Source organism: Kineothrix sp. MB12-C1, from assembly GCF_030863805.1.
In the GTDB taxonomy this organism is placed as follows: domain Bacteria; phylum Bacillota; class Clostridia; order Lachnospirales; family Lachnospiraceae; genus Kineothrix.
Window position 1 is genome coordinate 2,192,334 of sequence record NZ_CP132957.1, and the last position, 16,850, is coordinate 2,209,183.

The window sequence follows — 16,850 nt, forward strand, 5'->3', positions numbered from 1 at the left end:
CTAATAAACGACAAAAGAGCGGTCTGACCGCCCGATTTTGTTTTGCTTCTTACTCCATAAATTCTTTCAAGTCCGCAAGCGTGATTTCTGAAAACATCTCGCTTTTCTCGTACCACTCCGCAAAGTCTTTGCGAACATCCTCGGCCGTAAAACCGATATAACTTCCGAGGTCTGTTTCTTCCTGGATATTCCGCATATAGTGTCTGTACGCTTCACAGGCATCGATATACAAATAGCCCTCGTTCTCGGCAATGTCCGCGAAAGCTTCATTTATACCTTTCCCGTAGGTTGTTTTGTAAGTGCCGATTATGGTTTCCTCTGCAACTTCCCAAACTTCTTCGATTGCGTTAATTGCTAAATTTTTCATGATAAATCATCCTTTCTTAGATGATAGTATACAGCCTTACTTCCTTGCTTTCATAGTCGATAGTGTCTAAAACTTCCACTTCCGCATAAGTGCCATCTTTTCTTCTGACTTTCACGGTATGGTCTGGAAGAAAATCAATACCTCTTGCTTTTACCGCCCATGCTTCTCCATTTTTTACAAAAAACGGTTCGAAAGTCTCGCTTTTAGGGTTCATTTTTAAGTCATTTTCGATTTTTCTTACAGCTTCCTTGATTCCAGCAAGAGAGCGGCGATTAGTGGCACTCCACTGACTCATACAAACATCCCATGTATCTTCTATCTTCTCCTTGCTCCATCCGTTGTCAAGAAGGAATTGCATCTCTTTTTTGCACTCCGTCCACATATCATACACCTCCATGTAACTAAGTTGTTGTTTGCTATGTACATATAATACCACGATAGCGAGGTAATGTCAATGGGTTTTTAAAATATTATTTTAATAAATCGCAATTTATAGGCTAGATATCTCATATTTTGACGTTCAGGACATAATAAGGGGCATTTGAGACGTGTTGCACCCATGCAACACTTTTTAAGTACAATAATAATTAACTTATAAATGCAAATTTTCGTGTTGCATATCGTGTTGCATCAATGTCCACAACGACCTACAATCCGACTTTTTGAAAGCATATTAGTTCGCAATAAAAACCTTTTAAACGCCGTATTTATGCGGTATTGCATGGAAACATCGTAAAATCAAGGAATTATTAAATGTGGTAAATACGGGTTCAAGTCCGGTCACCAGCAGTATATTATGCTTAAAACAAAGCAGATGAGAAATTTCAGATTGTATATAAAAATAGGGAAATGGTAGACTGGATTTTACTTCGTCTGCCATATTTTTTATTCTATTAGGAAAGAGCTTGTTACATTAAAGTATGAAAGTGTGGAACACACTTTTGTTCTTCTATAAGCCGTAATGCAAGAGATTCCATACTGTCCTAAAGCCTTTTTAAAAGATCGTTTGGTTTGAGTCCATTTTGCTTAGCGGTCGTGTTCCAGAAAAAATGTGTCCCCATAAACCTCCAGCCAAAACGCGGAAAGTTAGGGCTGAACACCAGGGTCTGACCGCTGCGGTTGGAATGGAGATTATCTGCAAGATTCTGTAATGCTGTTCCTAGGTTTTTAAGAGGACCATGCCCTATAGGAACTTTATCTATGAATCCCATCATTTCACCTGCCCCTTGGCCAATGGCCTGTCTAAAAGTAAATCCTTCACGATGACACCAGTTTTTAATGATATCCACCGCGATATGATTTTGGCGGCCTTCATAAAAACCGTTGTTTATGATTGCGTAGATAGAAATATCCTTATTGCCTTCGGTCTTATGGTATTCTGCAAGTTTAATAAGCATGCGAAACAGATGGGAAGGGACGGCATCGATGTAGAGCGGAAAGGCGAAAACCAGTGTATCCATGCGGCAAAGCTCCAGATATTGCTCTTTGGTCAGAGGAGCCATGCTGATGTTATAATGGGATACTTGGTGCCCGGGATCCATCAGTGGTTGAAGTGACTGGAGCATCAGACCGGAGTTGCTTTTCCCGAGTTTTGGACTTCCGTTAATCATTGCAATTTTCATTTAAAGACCTCCTGAATAGCGTGCAGGCTGTTATAGAAATATGCCTTATTTCCCGTGCTGTAAAAATTTACACCATTCGCCTCTACCAAGGCTGTTGCTGTTTCCCGCTCCTCTTGGGTGATATCATCTCCGTAAAAATGCACAGACAGTGAAAAATTATTCTTATAGCGGTTCAAATGATGAGTTTCACCGTTTCTGGTTATAAAATAGGGAAGAAGATAGGGGATGCTTCTATCCCAAATGTTGCGTATGAAGGGACTGTAGCTACCATATACGCATTGGCTGATGATAAGCAATTCATCGCATTTGGAAAGTAGTTCTCCCATATTGTTGTAATTATCTTTCAAGACGCACACTCCCGGGGTCTTAATCCAGCATCCAAAGCAGCCAATACAATTACGTATTGTGCCGTTATCAGAGATAATAATGGTATCGTCATCTTTGTTCAGATTCCATGCCGTGAATTCTTGCTGATTCAAATCATGTAGAATAATCTTCATTATGTCCTCTCCTAAAAAGAATATTGTTTTTAAAGATATCGTTCCAGTTCCCGGAATAACGTATATTTTTATTCGTGAGTAACGAGGAAATTCCATGCACCATTGACCATAACGTTATTAGTGTCTTCAAATACTCATCTTCCGGTAACCGGATGCTCCGGAACATTTGATAGGCAGCCTCCCGAAATAAAACAAAGGGTGGATAGTCGTCAGTATTATCGTTGTCAAGATCAATGGTTATCCCTGAACTGTAGAATAAGAATTGAAAATATTGCGGGTTCTCAATGAAAAAAGAGATGTATGCTTCGCCAAGAATGGAGATGGATTTAGGGTTGCGCTTCTGCCCAATCATTGACGCTTTTAACTTCTTCATGAATTGTTTGGTCACATGCTCGCCCATCGCACAAATTAAGTCATCGATATCCTTAAAATGGCTATAAGGCGCTGCATGGCTGACATTGCATTTGGCAGCCACTTTGCGTAAGGAAAAACCAGTGATACCCTCACGGTTAATCAAATCAATGCCGGCTTCAATAAGGTTATTCCGCAAGTCGCCATGATGGTAAGGTTTATTATTCATCTTTTATGTACCTCTCGTATAAAACTTGACACTGTAAAGATTATAGCAAGCAATCTTTACAGTGTCAAGTTGAAAAGCAAGTTGATTATAAAGGAAATAAAAAAGACCACTTATAAAGTGGTCTTTTGAGACGATGCTTATGCGGGACAAACGTTAACAGCCTGTAATCCACGAGCGCCTTTTGTAACATCGAAAGTTACACGCTGGCCTTCATCTAATGTTTTATATCCATCCATCGCAAGTCCAGAATAATGTACGAATACATCTTCGCCCTGCTCGTTAGAGATGAAACCAAAACCTTTTTGTGAGTTAAACCATTTTACTGTACCTTTATTCATGAAAGATACCTCCTTAATTTTAATATATCTTATAAAATTAAAAAAATCACATATCTTTTGTAAATCATCAATATAATAATGACTTACAAAAAATATGTGAAATCAAAACTTTATTTAAAATACACTGTTAGTGTAACAGAGAGAAATGTAAATGTCAAGGTATTTAATATTTTTATATTTCTAAATATTGGGATATTCGTTCTATTCACGTCAAAAACTTGCAATTATTATATTTATACCGGAAAATGTAAGTATCTATAGCATTTGATTCTGGGAAAAATATGCAATGAGGGAGGGGGATTATGGAGATTATTTTAAAATGTATAGGGATATTACTTGCCTGGTGGATAGGATTACAGACGATAGGGGTATTATTAGTATCATTTCAAATACAGAATCCAAATGTTTCCATATTGAGTTCGCAAGTAATTATGCTTCTTATAGCCCTCACTTTAAAAAGAAAAAGTAAAATTGTATGGAATGATAAAGAAAGGGTAAATATAATTTTTGTAATAGGGGCTGTTCTTACCGGAATCGGACTTGCTTTTTTCAGCCCGATCAGCGGAGTAATGCAGATATTAACAGGAAACCTGGGAGCTCAGGGACCGGGAAGCATTACAGCGTCATTTATGATATTTGCGTTATTAGCCCCGGTGGCGGAAGAATTTTTTTATAGGGGAATTATGATGAACTTACTGAGAACTCGTTTCGGAGCAGGAAAAATGATTTTTATATCATCGTTATTGTTTGCCGTGGCTCACTTCTCTGCATTTATGTGGATTCATACTTTTGTCTGTGGTATGTTGTGTGGATATTACTATTATCGTTCCGGGAAAATCGTAGTTCCGATGATCATTCATTTTGTAAACAATTTTATATGGGGATGTTTAATTCCGATATATATGCTTTGGAAGGGATATACGTCTGTAGAAGGAACTGTGTCCACAGAATATAATTCCCTTATGGAATTACTAACACCTTTTATTATTTCAATTCTGATTGGAATCCTCATCATTGCTGCAACGGAAATTATTATGAATAAACTTATAAGGACGAATGGAACGAAAAAATATCTTAAATAGAAAAGACTAAAAGCGGAAAGTCTGCGTTATCTCTTCCGCTTTTAGCCTTTATTTTTCGAAACTATTAAAAATCAAAATCCCGATATCTGGAACGCATCCGGTCCCGCCGTTTGTTTCTTCTGCGTAAGCGGCTTCTTCGTCTCCTGGCGAAACTATAATTTTGTATAAGAGACTTTATAATAAGGAGGAAAATGAGGATTCCTGCGGCAATGAGAACGAAGGAAAGCACTCTTTTGACATTGACGAAAATAATATTCTCCTGTGAATCCTTATCCGCCGCATCTAATTCGTCTTCGCCAGTCTCCTCGATGGAAGTATCGAAGTCATAAGCTGATGCAGTGCCTAGAGCAATATCCACAGAGGCACTGCCAACGTATACGCCATTGTAAGTATAGTCGATTTTGGCTATTTGGCTATCGTCGTCGATCTCGTAGGAGATGGAGGAGAGAGTGTCTTCGAATACTGCTGTCTTCGGAAGTACGAGGTAACTCTCCTGATTTAAGGAGAGGACGGGCTTCGAACTGCCAAAGATATCGTTATTAGTTTGGAAGAAGTCGGCATTATTGATGTTGTAATTAATTTCGTTTTCCGATACGTTGACAATTTCGAAATTGCTGAAGCCATATTGGAATAAGTCTATCGTATCAGAGAACTGATTCGGAGATTCTTCCTTCATAATAATGCATATCAGTTTCATCCCATTGCGTTCAGCGCAGCTTACGAGTGTCTGTCTTGCACTGTTCGTATAGCCTGTTTTACCGCCGATAATTCCCTCGCAAGGGTATTCATTGTTTACCAGCTTATGATGAGTACGAAGGATGAAATCGTCCGGCTGCGTTGCGGTAGGCTCAAAATGGTAAGACGGTGTACCGGAGATTTTGGCAAGCAGTTCATTCTTATAGAATGCTTGTGCAATAACAGCGAGGTCGTGGGCTGATGTATAATGGTCATCATCGTGCAGACCATTGGCATTGACGAAATTGGAATCCGTACAGCCGAGCTCCTTCGCTTTGTCGTTCATGATTTGGGCAAATCCTTCGGTACTTCCACCGATGTGTTCAGCTACGGCATTGGCTACTTCGTTAGCAGAACCGACCAGGATTCCGTATAGAGCTTCCTCCATGGTGATTGCTTCCCCCACATCCATACCCATATTAGAACTTCCTTTTTCAATGGAAAAAACAGCATTATGGGAAAAGGTAACCATTTCATCCAAGGAAGAGTTTTCTGCGGCAATGAGGCAGGTGAGTATCTTAGTAGTGCTGGCCGGATATAATTTCTCGTGGATATTTTTGCTATATAAAATAGCGCCGGTATTAGCTTCCATAATAATGGCAGATTCAGCGCCGATCGAAGGGCCGGCCGGCCAGTTCTCTATTTCGTTCGACTGTATGGGAAGGGTCTTTCGCGTTTCCATATCCTGAGTAAGCTCGTCCAAGCTCGCGGCATGTACAGATAAGGTATTAGCAGCGAGGGAGGAGGAAAAAAGCGAGGCGGATAAAGCGAAAAGACAAACTTGTTTCTTTAATTTAAGGCGATAAGATTTATGAAAAGTAAAAGACATCTGAGATAACACTCCTATTGAAAAATTAAAAGTCAATTTTAATAATACACTATTTTATATGAAAACCAAAGGAAATAAATAAAAAAAATAATTTTTAATAAATAAATTATCGCGCAAGCCGATAGGGCATTGCTATTCTGGTTTCAATAGGGCTTTTCATTTATTCCATGATGGTGTAAAATAAAACAGATAATAGAAAAGAAGTAACTATTTATCAGGTCTGCGCATTTACTGCGCTGACCGTAAGAATATGTGGAAAGATAAGTAAAAATCCTCTCGCCGAAGGTGATTTTAATGGATTTTTACATGTAACTGTGAGTTTGATGAACAGTTACGAAAAGGAGCGGCTTTATGCGTTTACGGAATATAACGGGTTCGAGAGAAATAATCGGTGAAAGTGAATTTGTGGTTCATAAGCCTGAGAGCAGGAAGGGAAGCTGGATCGGGGTATTCGGCAATGACCGGCCGATACACATTGAAATAGGAATGGGAAAAGGCCGCTTTATTATGGATATGGCAAAGGCACATCCTGATATTAATTATATCGGGATAGAAAAATATTCCAGCGTCCTTTTGCGCGCACTTCAGAAAATGGAGCAAGAGCCGGAGGCGTTGCCTAACGTTCGTTTTATCCGAATGGATGCGGAGACGATTACGGAGGTTTTCGGAGAGGAAGAGATCGATAGAATTTATCTGAATTTCTCCGACCCGTGGCCGAAGGACAGACATGCCAGACGCCGCTTGCCATCGAGGGAATTTCTTGCACGCTATGATAAGATGTTGAGAAGAGATGGGCAGCTTGAATTCAAGACGGATAACAGGGATTTATTCTTGTTTGCATTAGAAGAATTGGATGAGGCAGGATGGAAGGCCGAGAAGGTCACTTATGATTTGCATCATGAGGAAGAGATGATGCAGGGAAATATTATGACCGAATATGAAGAGAAGTTTTCTTCTTTAGGTAATCCTATTTATAAATATATTATTGTGAGATAGAAAGAGAGGCATATACGATGGAATACAAATTTACAACAGCGAACTTTGATGAAGAAGTGTTGAAAGCAGATATCCCCGTTTTAGTGGATTTCTATGCGGATTGGTGCGGACCGTGTAAGATGATGGCTCCAATTGTGGAAAAGTTGGCACAGCAGTACGAGGGAAGAGTAAAAGTAGGCAAATGCAATATCGATGATGAAATAGAAGTAGCTCAAAGATACCGGGTAATGTCGATACCGACCTTTATTATATTCAAGGGCGGTGAAGCAGTGAGCGTATCGGTAGGAGCAGTGAGCCAGTCAGAACTGGAAAATAAGCTTCAGCAGGTATTATAATTTAAGGGAATTTTATGATTTAGAACACTCTTATTAAGAGTGTTCATTTCTTTATGAATAAAGGTAACTGTGAAGGTACTGAACGTTACTTCGCATTTATCTATGTACTAACAGGTCAAAAGGAAAGTTAGGAGGAAATGAAGAAGTGAAATATAACAAGAAGCATGTGGCGATCGTCGCAGGTGGGGGGATTGGAATCATTTTGATTCTGGTGCTTGTGGTTCTTCTGATAAAGGCGCAGTTCACTGATAAAGTGAAAGAGGAAAAGGAAGTGGAAGCGGTACGGGTCATTGAAGAAATAGACGTACAGGATTGGACGGAGGATGAAGAGGAGCTTCCGGAAGAGGGCCAGTCGGAGCCGGAGGTGTATGTGGCGGCCGATATAGGAGCGATGGATGATGAAGAAGATCCTCAGGAAGCTGAGAATATGAATGAAGATGGCGCCGGTGCCGCATCGGATATCAGCTCTCTTATCAAGGGTGCTAATGAGACGGGGGATATTTCTTATGGTATCGATGTTGCTAAGTGGCAAGGGACCATTGATTGGAAGCAGGTAGCCGATTCGGGTGTGGAGTTCGCCATTGTCCGTGTAGGTTATCGCACGCAGAAGACGGGAATCATTATGGAAGATCCGTTGGCGAAATATAATATGCAGCAGGCAAAGGAAGCGGGTATTAAGTTAGGAGCTTACTTTTTCTCTACGGCAATTACTGAGGAAGAGGCCAAAGAAGAGGCCGCATGGGTAACAAGTTTTATTGCCAGGTACCCGATTACCTATCCGGTAATTTATAACTGCGAAGGATTCCAATCTTCAGAAAGCAGACAGTATGAACTGACGAAAGAAGAAAGAAGTAACTGTGCCATTGCTTTCCTCGATTATGTGCAAAACGAGGGTTATACGGCGATGTTCTACGCTGCGAAAAATGAGATGGAAGGTAATCTGTTATGGGATACGGACAGGCTTAGCGGTAAATATAAGATATGGGTATCCCAATATCCCGAGTCTCCTTATCCGCAAACTCCCTCATCCAGCTATAGCGGAAGGCATGAGATGTGGCAGTATACGAGCCAGGGAACTGTGCCCGGTATTCCTAAGGGTGTGGATATGAATGTGGCATATTTCAGCTATAGCCAGACGGCGGAAGCAGTGGATGATACGCCCTATGAAGTGGTGGAGGCAGACCCTGAGGCACTTCTTACGATGACAGAGGTGAATGAACAGGTAACGGCCAAAATAGAGACGAATCTGCGTTCCGTTCCGAGTACAGATAGTGATGATACGATTGTAGGCAGGCTTAAAAATAAAGAGACAGCCACGAGGACGGGAATATCATCCGGCGGATGGTCCAGGCTGGAATATAACGGGCAGCGGGTATATGCGGTGAGCAGTTATCTGACGACTGAGTTGGAATACGAAGCTCCGGCGGCGGTGCAGCCTGCGTCTATTTATCAGCCTGTGAGCGAGAGTGTTACAGCGAAGAAGGTAACCAATTTAAGGAGTGTGGCCAGCTCATCGAGCGATGATACTATCGTAGCGGTACTCCATAATGGTGAGACCGTAACACGTACCGGAGTAGGAAGTAACGGATGGTCTCAGGTAGAATATAACGGACAGACATTATATGCTATTAGTAGTTATTTGACAGCAGATATGGGATATGTGCAATCTGCTCAGGACACGTCAGTTTATACCGATGTGAATGAGCAGGTAACTCCGAAGATTGAATGTAACCTTCGGACAGAGCCGAGCACAGCTAATGAAGGAACCGTAGTAGCGACCATACGGAATGGGGATGTAGTGACCAGAACAGGAATCAACTACAATACTGGATGGTCCAGGCTCGATTATAATGGACAGACTGTATATGCGGTAAGCAGTTATCTGACATCCGCGGGGTAGTTTAGTATACGTTGGAAGGGGCTCTTATAAAAGCTTTCCGACGGACCAAAGATCTGGAAGAACCGTCTAAAGGTGGGTAAACAGCCCGGCTTTTAGATGGTTCTTTTTTGTATAATTTATACCGTGGTCAGTTCTTGGAAACGTTATTGCTATATTTATTTTGTATAATAACTATTGTCATTCATTGTGGTGTATAGTAATTTGCCACAATATAATGGTACATTTGATAAACACTTGCAGCATTGCAAAGCATATTGTTTTCTCATATAATTTACTAGAGTGATGAACCGGTTTTGATGAAGTGCTAATAACTTTCCAATTCAGATTATAATTGGTAATGTATAAAATTATGCCGCTTAAATACGTCAGAAAGCTGTTACAAAAGCAATTTATTATAAACCTCGAGGGTTGCATGTGACGGGTTTTGCCGATAAAGATGTCATGATTTTATAGTTTATATTATGTATGTTGTTAGCAGACAGGTTTATGTGGGAGATATGTTATGCCACAGCGGGAATGCATCGCATACGCATGGGATAACAATAGGAAGGAGCAAGTGAATGAAAAATAAACTTAATTTAAGAGGTAAGCTCCAAACGTTTTCAGGAGCAATGATGGTACCGGTTATCCTTTTGGTTATTGTTGGTTTTTACGTTGGTATAGGAAGTGCTTTTACTAACTACATTATTCCAAAAGGCAATATAATACATACTGTTTTCGACATGTTTTCAGGTGTTGGTTTTATGATTATGGGATACCTTCCGCTTTGGTTTGCGGTGGGCGTTGCATTTACCCTTTCTAAAAAGGAAAAAGGATGGGGTGCGTTAGGCGGTTTGTTTTTACTGTTTGCATTTAATAAGGGAATATCAGTTTATGCAGGGTCTATGGGATGGGATGAGACATCAACAGCAGTAGACAGCCTTCTCGCAATAGGATATTCTCAGATGGATGCTTTGAACTTCAACTCTCTTTGGTCCAATGTTGCAGGGATATTCACATTTGATATGGGTATCTTCAGCGGTTTGATTTGTGGATTGGTTGCAGCATGGGCGAATAACAAATGGAATGAGAAAGAGCTTCCGATGATGTTCTCTTTCTTCTCCGGCACGAAATTCGTCATTCTGATGCTGTCATTAATATCTGTGCCGATGGCGATTGTCACATATTATGTATGGCCGGTGATTGCGGATGGATTACACTTTTTGACCAGCTTCATTACTTCTTCGGGATTAGTAGGAACCTTTGTATTCGGTACATTGGATAAACTGTTACTTCCATTTGGAATTCACCATCTCATTGCTTTCCCGCTTGAATACACCCGTGTAGGCGGTACAATGATGATTGATGGAACGCTTTTCGAAGGTGTAAGAAATATTATGGTTGGACAGTCAGGTTCTGCTGAAGCAGCAGGATATATTACGAGAAACTTTACCACAGGACGAGTTTTATTCCAGATCGCCGGTCTTCCGGGTGCTGCTTGTGCAATTTATGCTACTGCCAGAAAGGAAAATAGAAAGAAAGTTCTCTCTATCGTTCTTCCTGCCGTAGTAACAATAATGATGGTAGGTATTTCCGAGCCTATCGAATATACCTTCTTGTTTATCGCTCCTGCTCTTTACTTTGGTGTTTATGCACCTCTTTGCGGTCTTTCTTATGTTATCGCAGAGTTGACAGCGGTATCCATTAACGGTAATGCGTTGCTATTTATGATACCGAATCTTTTCCAGCCTCAAAAGGTTCATGCAATGTCACTCATTTATTTACTGCCTCTTACGTTTGCCGTTTATTTCTTCGTATTCAGATTCTTTATTATGAAGTTCAACTTGAAGACACCGGGACGTGAAGCAGCGAACCAGGAAATCAAATTCATGAGTAAGAAGGAATATAATGAGATAAAGAATGCGGAAAAGGAAGCGTCAACCGAAGGTGAGAGTCTTCCTGAAAGAATTGTAGAAGCATTCGGAGGTGCTGATAATATTGTGGAAGTATCTTGCTGTGCGACTCGTCTGCGCGTTACGGTAAAGGATAAAACCGGGGTTGTGGATGACAATATATGGAAGAATGATTTGGAAGCATTAGGTGTTGTGAAGAATAACACAAATTATCAGATTATTTACGGCACACGTGTTACGACCTTAACCACAAAGGTAAGAGATGTGCTCGACAAAAATGAATGACATCATAATTTCATTGATTACCAAGGTCAATGAATAAAATATTTCCCCTTGTTGAGTGGCAGAAAACCTGCCACTCACATTCATTTAATGTGGTGGAGCAGGTAATTGCAAAACAGATAAGTTGTAAAAATTTCAGGCACAATAAATACAGATTGTGAAGAAAGATGGTAGGAAAGTTTTATAAATTGTGCATGAAATTATAACAGTTGATAAGTTTCGCAATCATCTAATGCGGTGGAGAAATGAAAGGAAGGCTGGAACGTGGATTGGAAGAAGGATTTACAGAGGAGTTTGAAAAGCGGGTTAGTACGCCATAAGCATGAAATTCTTGAAGATATTGGGAAGCTGGTGGCAGTACCTTCAATGTATGAGAGCGAAACAGTTGCTGTCCATATGCCTTTTGGAAAGGAAGTCAGAAAGGCCTTCGACTGTATTATTGAGGTGGCGGAGAGATTTTCTTTGCACTGGGAGGACTTTGACGGATACGCATTACACGTGGATTATGGCGAAGGAGATGAGACACTGGGGATATTAGTACATGCCGATGTGGTGCCTTGCGAAAGTGTGGAGAAGTGGATATCTGATCCTTTTACTTTAAGTATAAGGGAAGGCTTTATGTATGGAAGAGGCGTTAACGATGATAAGTCTGTGATCATAGGGATGCTGTATATTATGGGACTGTTAAAAAAGGCCAATTATCAGCCTGTTAATAAGATAAGACTAATAATCGGGGGAGCGGAGGAGACGACGTGGGAATGCATGGATTATTATTTGAAAAAGAATGAACCTCCTCAGGTCTCTTTTTCTCCTGATTGTGATTTCCCTGTAGTAAATTGTGAGAAGGGGATGATCCGGGGAAAGTTCTCCAAAAAATATGATAAGCCGGAAGGAAAGAGTACAGCAATTCATCAGTTGTTGAGATTGAAATCACAGATAAATTATGGCTATATTCTGCACCGGCTGGAGGTAGTAATTCGTACGGATGATGTATCTGCTATTAGGAGGAAGGCCGTTCATGCCGCTGAAGCGATTTGCGAGGGAGGGATAGTGACCTTAGTTTATCTCTCAAAGGCGAATGTTTCCAGGAATCCCCATAAGGGGAACGATGCATCTTACGGCTTGGTACAGGACTTTGGGGAATGTATGAATATAGATGATAATTTTCATGACATTCTGAAGCAAATAGGAAGGTGGTTCTATGCGAAGCCTTATGGAGAAGGCTTGGGAATTGTGCATCATCATCCGGAAACGGGAGACCTTACAGCAGCCCTTTGTTATCTTGTTTATCAGGAGGAGGAACTATCTGTGGGCTTTGATATTCGTTATCCGGTCGGTATCTCGGAGGAACATATTAAAAAGAGCCTTAAGGAAGAAGCGGATAAGGAAGGCTTTGACATGGATATCGTGCAGAAAAAGGATAGACTTTATGCGGCACCTGAAAGCAGCCTTGTCTGCACGCTGCTGGATGCCTATGAAGCAGTTATGGGAGAGCGTCCTTTTCCGGTGACAAAGGGAGGAATCAGCTATTCAAGGGCTGTTCCCAGTTGCGTTGGCTTCGGTCCCAGTTTTCCGGGAGATGAACCGCATTCCCATGGGGAAAACGAGTGTATGAATATCGAGAAATATTTCAAGGCGTTGGATATATATGTAGAAGCAGTTGTACGATTGAGCACAACAATTCAGTAGGACTGCGCATTTACTGCGCAGACGGTAAGAGTACGTGAATTATTTACAAATTGCCACTAAGAAAAGGCAAGTTTTGAGCATACCGCCCGCATTGACGCAGAGTACGGTTTTGTGTAATATTGAATACATAAAGACAGCTCAATTGTCTATAAAATAAAGCCAAATGTTACTTATTACTCAGGTAAGTATGTAAGAAGATCAGTAATTATTCAGCAGGTCTGCGCATTTACTGCGCTGACCGTAAGATAACGTGGAATGGCAAGTAAAAATCCCATCACCGAAGGTCATTTTAATGGATTTTTACATGTAACTGTGAGGGTACTGAACAGTTACGAAGATCATAAGATTTGCATTTATTAAAAATTAGAATCAGGAGGATAAGATTATGAAACACATTAAAATTGCAGCAGGTTTAGCACATGTTAACTATGGACATATCGCAGGAGTGGTAAAGGAGGCAATGGATGCCGGAGCAGACTATGTTCATTCCGATGCAGCTGATATGTATAATCTGAGAAATCAACAGCTTATGGGAGGACATCAGATTATTGACGGAATTCGCCCCATAACGGATAAAATGATTGAATGCCATATTTATACAGTAGAGTGTGATAGATTGTTTATTGAGAAATTAGCGAAGGTAGGATGTAATATGCTGATACTTCCTGCAGAGCAGTTCCTTGGAGCACCGCTCGCTTACATTATGAACTATTGCAGAGAGTTTGGAATGAAGGTAGGTCTGACCGTCGGATGTTACACTCCCTTATGTTTTGTAGATGAAGCTATTTATGATATCGACCGTTTACATATCGTGACACATGGTGTGGATGAAACGGATGGTCAGGACAATTGGGGCTGGAGAAAAAGCTCGTTAGATATGGTTAGAAGAGCGAGGAAGATGATTGATGAGAAGAATCCCAGATGTGAATTAGCAATTGACGGAGGTCTACGCCACGACAATATGGAGAAACTGATCGAGTGCAACCCGGATGTTATCGTTCTTTCCTCAGCTATTTTCAAGGATGAAGACGGAATCACAGCAGGAGTTCAAAAGTGCAGAAAGGCAATTGATGAGGCCGCTGCGAAGTTTGGATTGGAGTAATGGGGGCAAAATATTGAGGAGCAGTTCATAAATACATGAAAGAAAGAATAACGGATTATATATTAATTACCATGTCCGGCATGCTTATGGCATGTGCCGTAAATTTCTTCTTTGCGGAGCATACATTGGCACCGGGCGGAATAACAGGCATGTCTATTATAGTAAATGCTCTTACAAAGATACCGATGTCCTATGTTTCCCTTGGCATTTCAGTTCCCCTTCTCGTTATGGGAATCGTCTTTCTCGGAAAAAGCTTTGGAATTAAGACATTGTACATTACCTTCACCACCCCGTTGTTTCTGAAGATCATACCGGTAACGCATGTGACCGACAATCTGTTCATAGCGGCGATTGTGGGAGGATTGTTGGTAGGGGCCGGAATCGGAATAGCTTTAACGAGGGACTGTGCGACCGGAGGGACCGACTTAATGGCTTTGCTGATTCGAAAGATAATTAAGTTCTTAAAGCTGCCTGCTATCTTATTCATATTGGACGGAACGGTTGTTATCCTTTCCGGAATTATAAGCCGGGATTATAAAGTAGCGATTTTCTCCTTGTTCTCTTTGCTTATCATCATACAGACTATTAACATCATAACATCGAAGTTCGGTGCAGTGAGGCGACCGGCATAATGAAGTAGCTAGCGGAATAAATAAAAGATTCCGCTAGCTATTTATTAATAGTCAATGAATTTTTCTTGGAATATATCATCTTAATGATGGACTTCAATCTTACAATATCCTGCTTGTTCAGGAGAGATGAGATATTAATGACCTCGATTTCAGCGTTGATTTTGAGCGGAACGGTCGTAATAATCAAGTCGATATCCTTTAAATCATCGCTGCTTACATAGGTGGAGGACTTCGTGTAAACGATATCCAATTCATTCATTTCGTGGCTGAGTTTATTTTTCAGAAGCTTCGCTTCCCCCCTGCTTCCGTGACAGATAACGATTGTCTTTAGTTTTTTCTTGGACCGATCAATAGCGGATGCTAAATGGAGAGTGATATATCCGATTTCATCATCGTTAATCTTATGAGATAGATGCTCCTCTAAGAGAAAAATAGAATCCTTAACGACCCGGAACGTATAAGGATAGTATTTTAGAATTTCTTCGAGAATCGGATTGGGTACAGTTAATCCATATCGCACACTGTTGATGGCCGGTTTCAGATGCATTGTTAAGGAATGGAATAATTCCTTGTCCTCACTTAAGGGGAGGAGTAAGGTATCGCCCCAATAAGCAATCAGCTTACGGGAAATATCCTCCGCTTCCAGAAGTTCCTCGGAACCTAAACTGCCTGAATCTGAGTTAGGGTCGGGGGTGCTGTCTGTTTTCGAGCATAGAATATGAAGGGCCAGATAATACACCTCATCCGGAGGAAGGACGATTCCGAAAACATCTTCGATATTAATGCTTAGTCTTTGGGCGATGGGAAGTTCTTTGGTACGATCGATCTTCTGCTTCGTATCATTGGGCAGGCGGATGTATTTCCCGATGGACATCCTCGTAACAGCTATGGAGATGTCTACCACAAAGGTAAGCAGAGCTTCATCTGTGAGATGATAGTCGATCAGCTCAGGGATGCTGAGAATAGTATTCTTTAGCTTTAAAATATCCAAATTGGTCAATTTGCGGAAGAACTTCAAAGTATCAGAGGCAGGTGATGCCTCTTCATTCAGAATCGCCTGGAGCTCCAGGTACTGCCTGTGAGAGCAGATAAGGTAGGACATGGCATTTCGTATGTCATTTTCGCTGCCCTTTATTTCAATACCGTAATTGGTTCTCCTTATCAATTCTATATTATAATTTTGCAGCCATTCATCTGTAGTGAGCAAATCTTTGTGTATGGTGGCCCTGCTGACATAGAGATGGTTCGCAAGTTCCTTGATCCGAAGCTTAGAATCAGAGGAGAATAATTTCGACAGAATATAATTCATCCGATCCTCAGGGGAATATTCCTGAACATTGTGAATCTTAGCGGTAATGTCATTCAGCACTTTCAGCTTAATGCTTTCATCTCCCCGAATAGCGATACCTACCCCGATTTTTTTATCTAAAGTGAGATCCAAATCTTTAATCCAAGGCTCCAATATTAATAAATCATTTCTTACGGTCTTATTGCTGCAACCCAGGGAATGGGCGATATCAGTAACTGTTATATAGGCATTTTTACTGAGCAGCAACTCCGTTTCCTGTAATAATCTTTTATTCATCGCTGTGTTACACTCCTTCTAAGGTCAAAAGACCATGAAAAATATGACTTCGGGACCCTGATATCATATAATTGCCACATTAATAGTAAAATAGGATTCGGAATAGATTTCTTACAATTTCTGTAATAATAAGGATTTTCTTTAATTATATCAGAATTATTCACATATTGCCATATGATTTAGCTATATTTAGTTACTGTCTGTAAGGTTGAAAGGGAAGCGGGAGAAAGATATAATTATAACAGTTCAGCCATCAACATCGCGAAGTGTTTTTGTGAGCGAAGATCACAGAAAGCCCGAGTTTAACAAGCGCGAAATACTGCATAGCAGCATTTCTGTGCACAAATTGTTGCTAGGAAGCCGTAGGCTGAATAGTAACATATA

16 protein-coding genes are annotated in these 16,850 nt (G+C 40.7%); 8 read left to right on the forward strand and 8 right to left on the reverse strand.

All coding sequences use genetic code 11. The features are described from left to right. Positions 1 to 49: 49 nt before the first annotated feature. The 6 genes from RBB56_RS10300 to RBB56_RS10325 form a co-directional block, all read right to left on the reverse strand. Positions 50 to 367, reverse strand: a complete 318-nt coding sequence (locus RBB56_RS10300) for a hypothetical protein (RefSeq protein WP_306718823.1) — start codon at positions 365 to 367, stop codon at positions 50 to 52. 16 nt (positions 368 to 383) lie between these two features. Then, positions 384 to 749 carry a hypothetical protein gene (locus tag RBB56_RS10305; protein ID WP_306718824.1) on the reverse strand — a complete coding sequence of 122 codons (366 nt, stop codon included), beginning with the start codon at positions 747 to 749 and terminating at the stop codon, positions 384 to 386. A 601-nt stretch (positions 750 to 1,350) separates the two neighbouring features. Then, positions 1,351 to 1,989, reverse strand: coding sequence for a hypothetical protein (locus RBB56_RS10310; RefSeq protein ID WP_306718825.1), 639 nt, complete (start codon positions 1,987 to 1,989; stop codon positions 1,351 to 1,353). Continuing rightward, on the reverse strand, positions 1,986 to 2,489 hold the full coding sequence (locus RBB56_RS10315) for a flavodoxin family protein (protein ID WP_306718827.1): 504 nt from the start codon (positions 2,487 to 2,489) through the stop codon (positions 1,986 to 1,988). The genes RBB56_RS10310 and RBB56_RS10315 overlap by 4 nt, the downstream gene beginning before the upstream one ends. Beyond that, positions 2,470 to 3,069, reverse strand: a complete 600-nt coding sequence (locus tag RBB56_RS10320; protein WP_306718829.1) for a TetR/AcrR family transcriptional regulator — start codon at positions 3,067 to 3,069, stop codon at positions 2,470 to 2,472. The genes RBB56_RS10315 and RBB56_RS10320 overlap by 20 nt, the downstream gene beginning before the upstream one ends. A gap of 137 nt (positions 3,070 to 3,206) precedes the next feature. Then, complete coding sequence (locus RBB56_RS10325) at positions 3,207 to 3,407, reverse strand: cold-shock protein (RefSeq protein ID WP_306718831.1); 201 nt, start codon at positions 3,405 to 3,407, stop codon at positions 3,207 to 3,209. Positions 3,408 to 3,709: 302 nt separating this feature from the next. Here RBB56_RS10325 and RBB56_RS10330 point away from each other — a divergent pair, with 302 nt between their 5' ends. Continuing rightward, positions 3,710 to 4,489 carry a CPBP family intramembrane glutamic endopeptidase gene (locus tag RBB56_RS10330; RefSeq protein WP_306718833.1) on the forward strand — a complete coding sequence of 260 codons (780 nt, stop codon included), beginning with the start codon at positions 3,710 to 3,712 and terminating at the stop codon, positions 4,487 to 4,489. A 64-nt stretch (positions 4,490 to 4,553) separates the two neighbouring features. Here the strand turns inward: RBB56_RS10330 and RBB56_RS10335 are convergent, their stop codons facing one another. Next, on the reverse strand, positions 4,554 to 5,906 hold the full coding sequence (locus tag RBB56_RS10335; protein WP_306718835.1) for a D-alanyl-D-alanine carboxypeptidase family protein: 1,353 nt from the start codon (positions 5,904 to 5,906) through the stop codon (positions 4,554 to 4,556). 498 nt (positions 5,907 to 6,404) lie between these two features. On the opposite strand from RBB56_RS10335, the gene trmB reads away from it, so the two are divergent. From trmB to RBB56_RS10370, 7 genes are all read left to right on the forward strand, one after another. Next, complete coding sequence (gene trmB, locus RBB56_RS10340; protein WP_306718837.1) at positions 6,405 to 7,049, forward strand: tRNA (guanosine(46)-N7)-methyltransferase TrmB; 645 nt, start codon at positions 6,405 to 6,407, stop codon at positions 7,047 to 7,049. A gap of 17 nt (positions 7,050 to 7,066) precedes the next feature. Then, on the forward strand, positions 7,067 to 7,384 hold the full coding sequence (gene trxA, locus RBB56_RS10345) for a thioredoxin (RefSeq protein ID WP_306718838.1): 318 nt from the start codon (positions 7,067 to 7,069) through the stop codon (positions 7,382 to 7,384). A gap of 145 nt (positions 7,385 to 7,529) precedes the next feature. Beyond that, positions 7,530 to 9,284 (forward strand): GH25 family lysozyme, encoded by a 1,755-nt coding sequence (locus tag RBB56_RS10350; protein WP_306718839.1) that lies wholly within the window; start codon positions 7,530 to 7,532, stop codon positions 9,282 to 9,284. A gap of 560 nt (positions 9,285 to 9,844) precedes the next feature. Next, positions 9,845 to 11,461, forward strand: a complete 1,617-nt coding sequence (locus RBB56_RS10355; RefSeq protein WP_306718841.1) for a PTS transporter subunit EIIC — start codon at positions 9,845 to 9,847, stop codon at positions 11,459 to 11,461. A 261-nt stretch (positions 11,462 to 11,722) separates the two neighbouring features. Continuing rightward, complete coding sequence (locus RBB56_RS10360; RefSeq protein WP_306718842.1) at positions 11,723 to 13,147, forward strand: Sapep family Mn(2+)-dependent dipeptidase; 1,425 nt, start codon at positions 11,723 to 11,725, stop codon at positions 13,145 to 13,147. Positions 13,148 to 13,532: 385 nt separating this feature from the next. Next, positions 13,533 to 14,249, forward strand: a complete 717-nt coding sequence (locus RBB56_RS10365) for a ribulose-phosphate 3-epimerase (protein ID WP_306718843.1) — start codon at positions 13,533 to 13,535, stop codon at positions 14,247 to 14,249. A 35-nt stretch (positions 14,250 to 14,284) separates the two neighbouring features. Beyond that, entirely contained in the window at positions 14,285 to 14,881 is a 597-nt protein-coding gene (locus RBB56_RS10370) for a YitT family protein (protein ID WP_306718845.1), read from the forward strand. A 37-nt stretch (positions 14,882 to 14,918) separates the two neighbouring features. On the opposite strand, the gene RBB56_RS10375 is transcribed toward RBB56_RS10370, so the two are convergent. Further along, the gene (locus RBB56_RS10375; RefSeq protein ID WP_306718846.1) at positions 14,919 to 16,466 is read right to left on the reverse strand and encodes a BglG family transcription antiterminator; all 1,548 of its coding nucleotides are present in this window, start codon (positions 16,464 to 16,466) and stop codon (positions 14,919 to 14,921) included. Between the last annotated feature and the right edge of the window lie 384 nt (positions 16,467 to 16,850).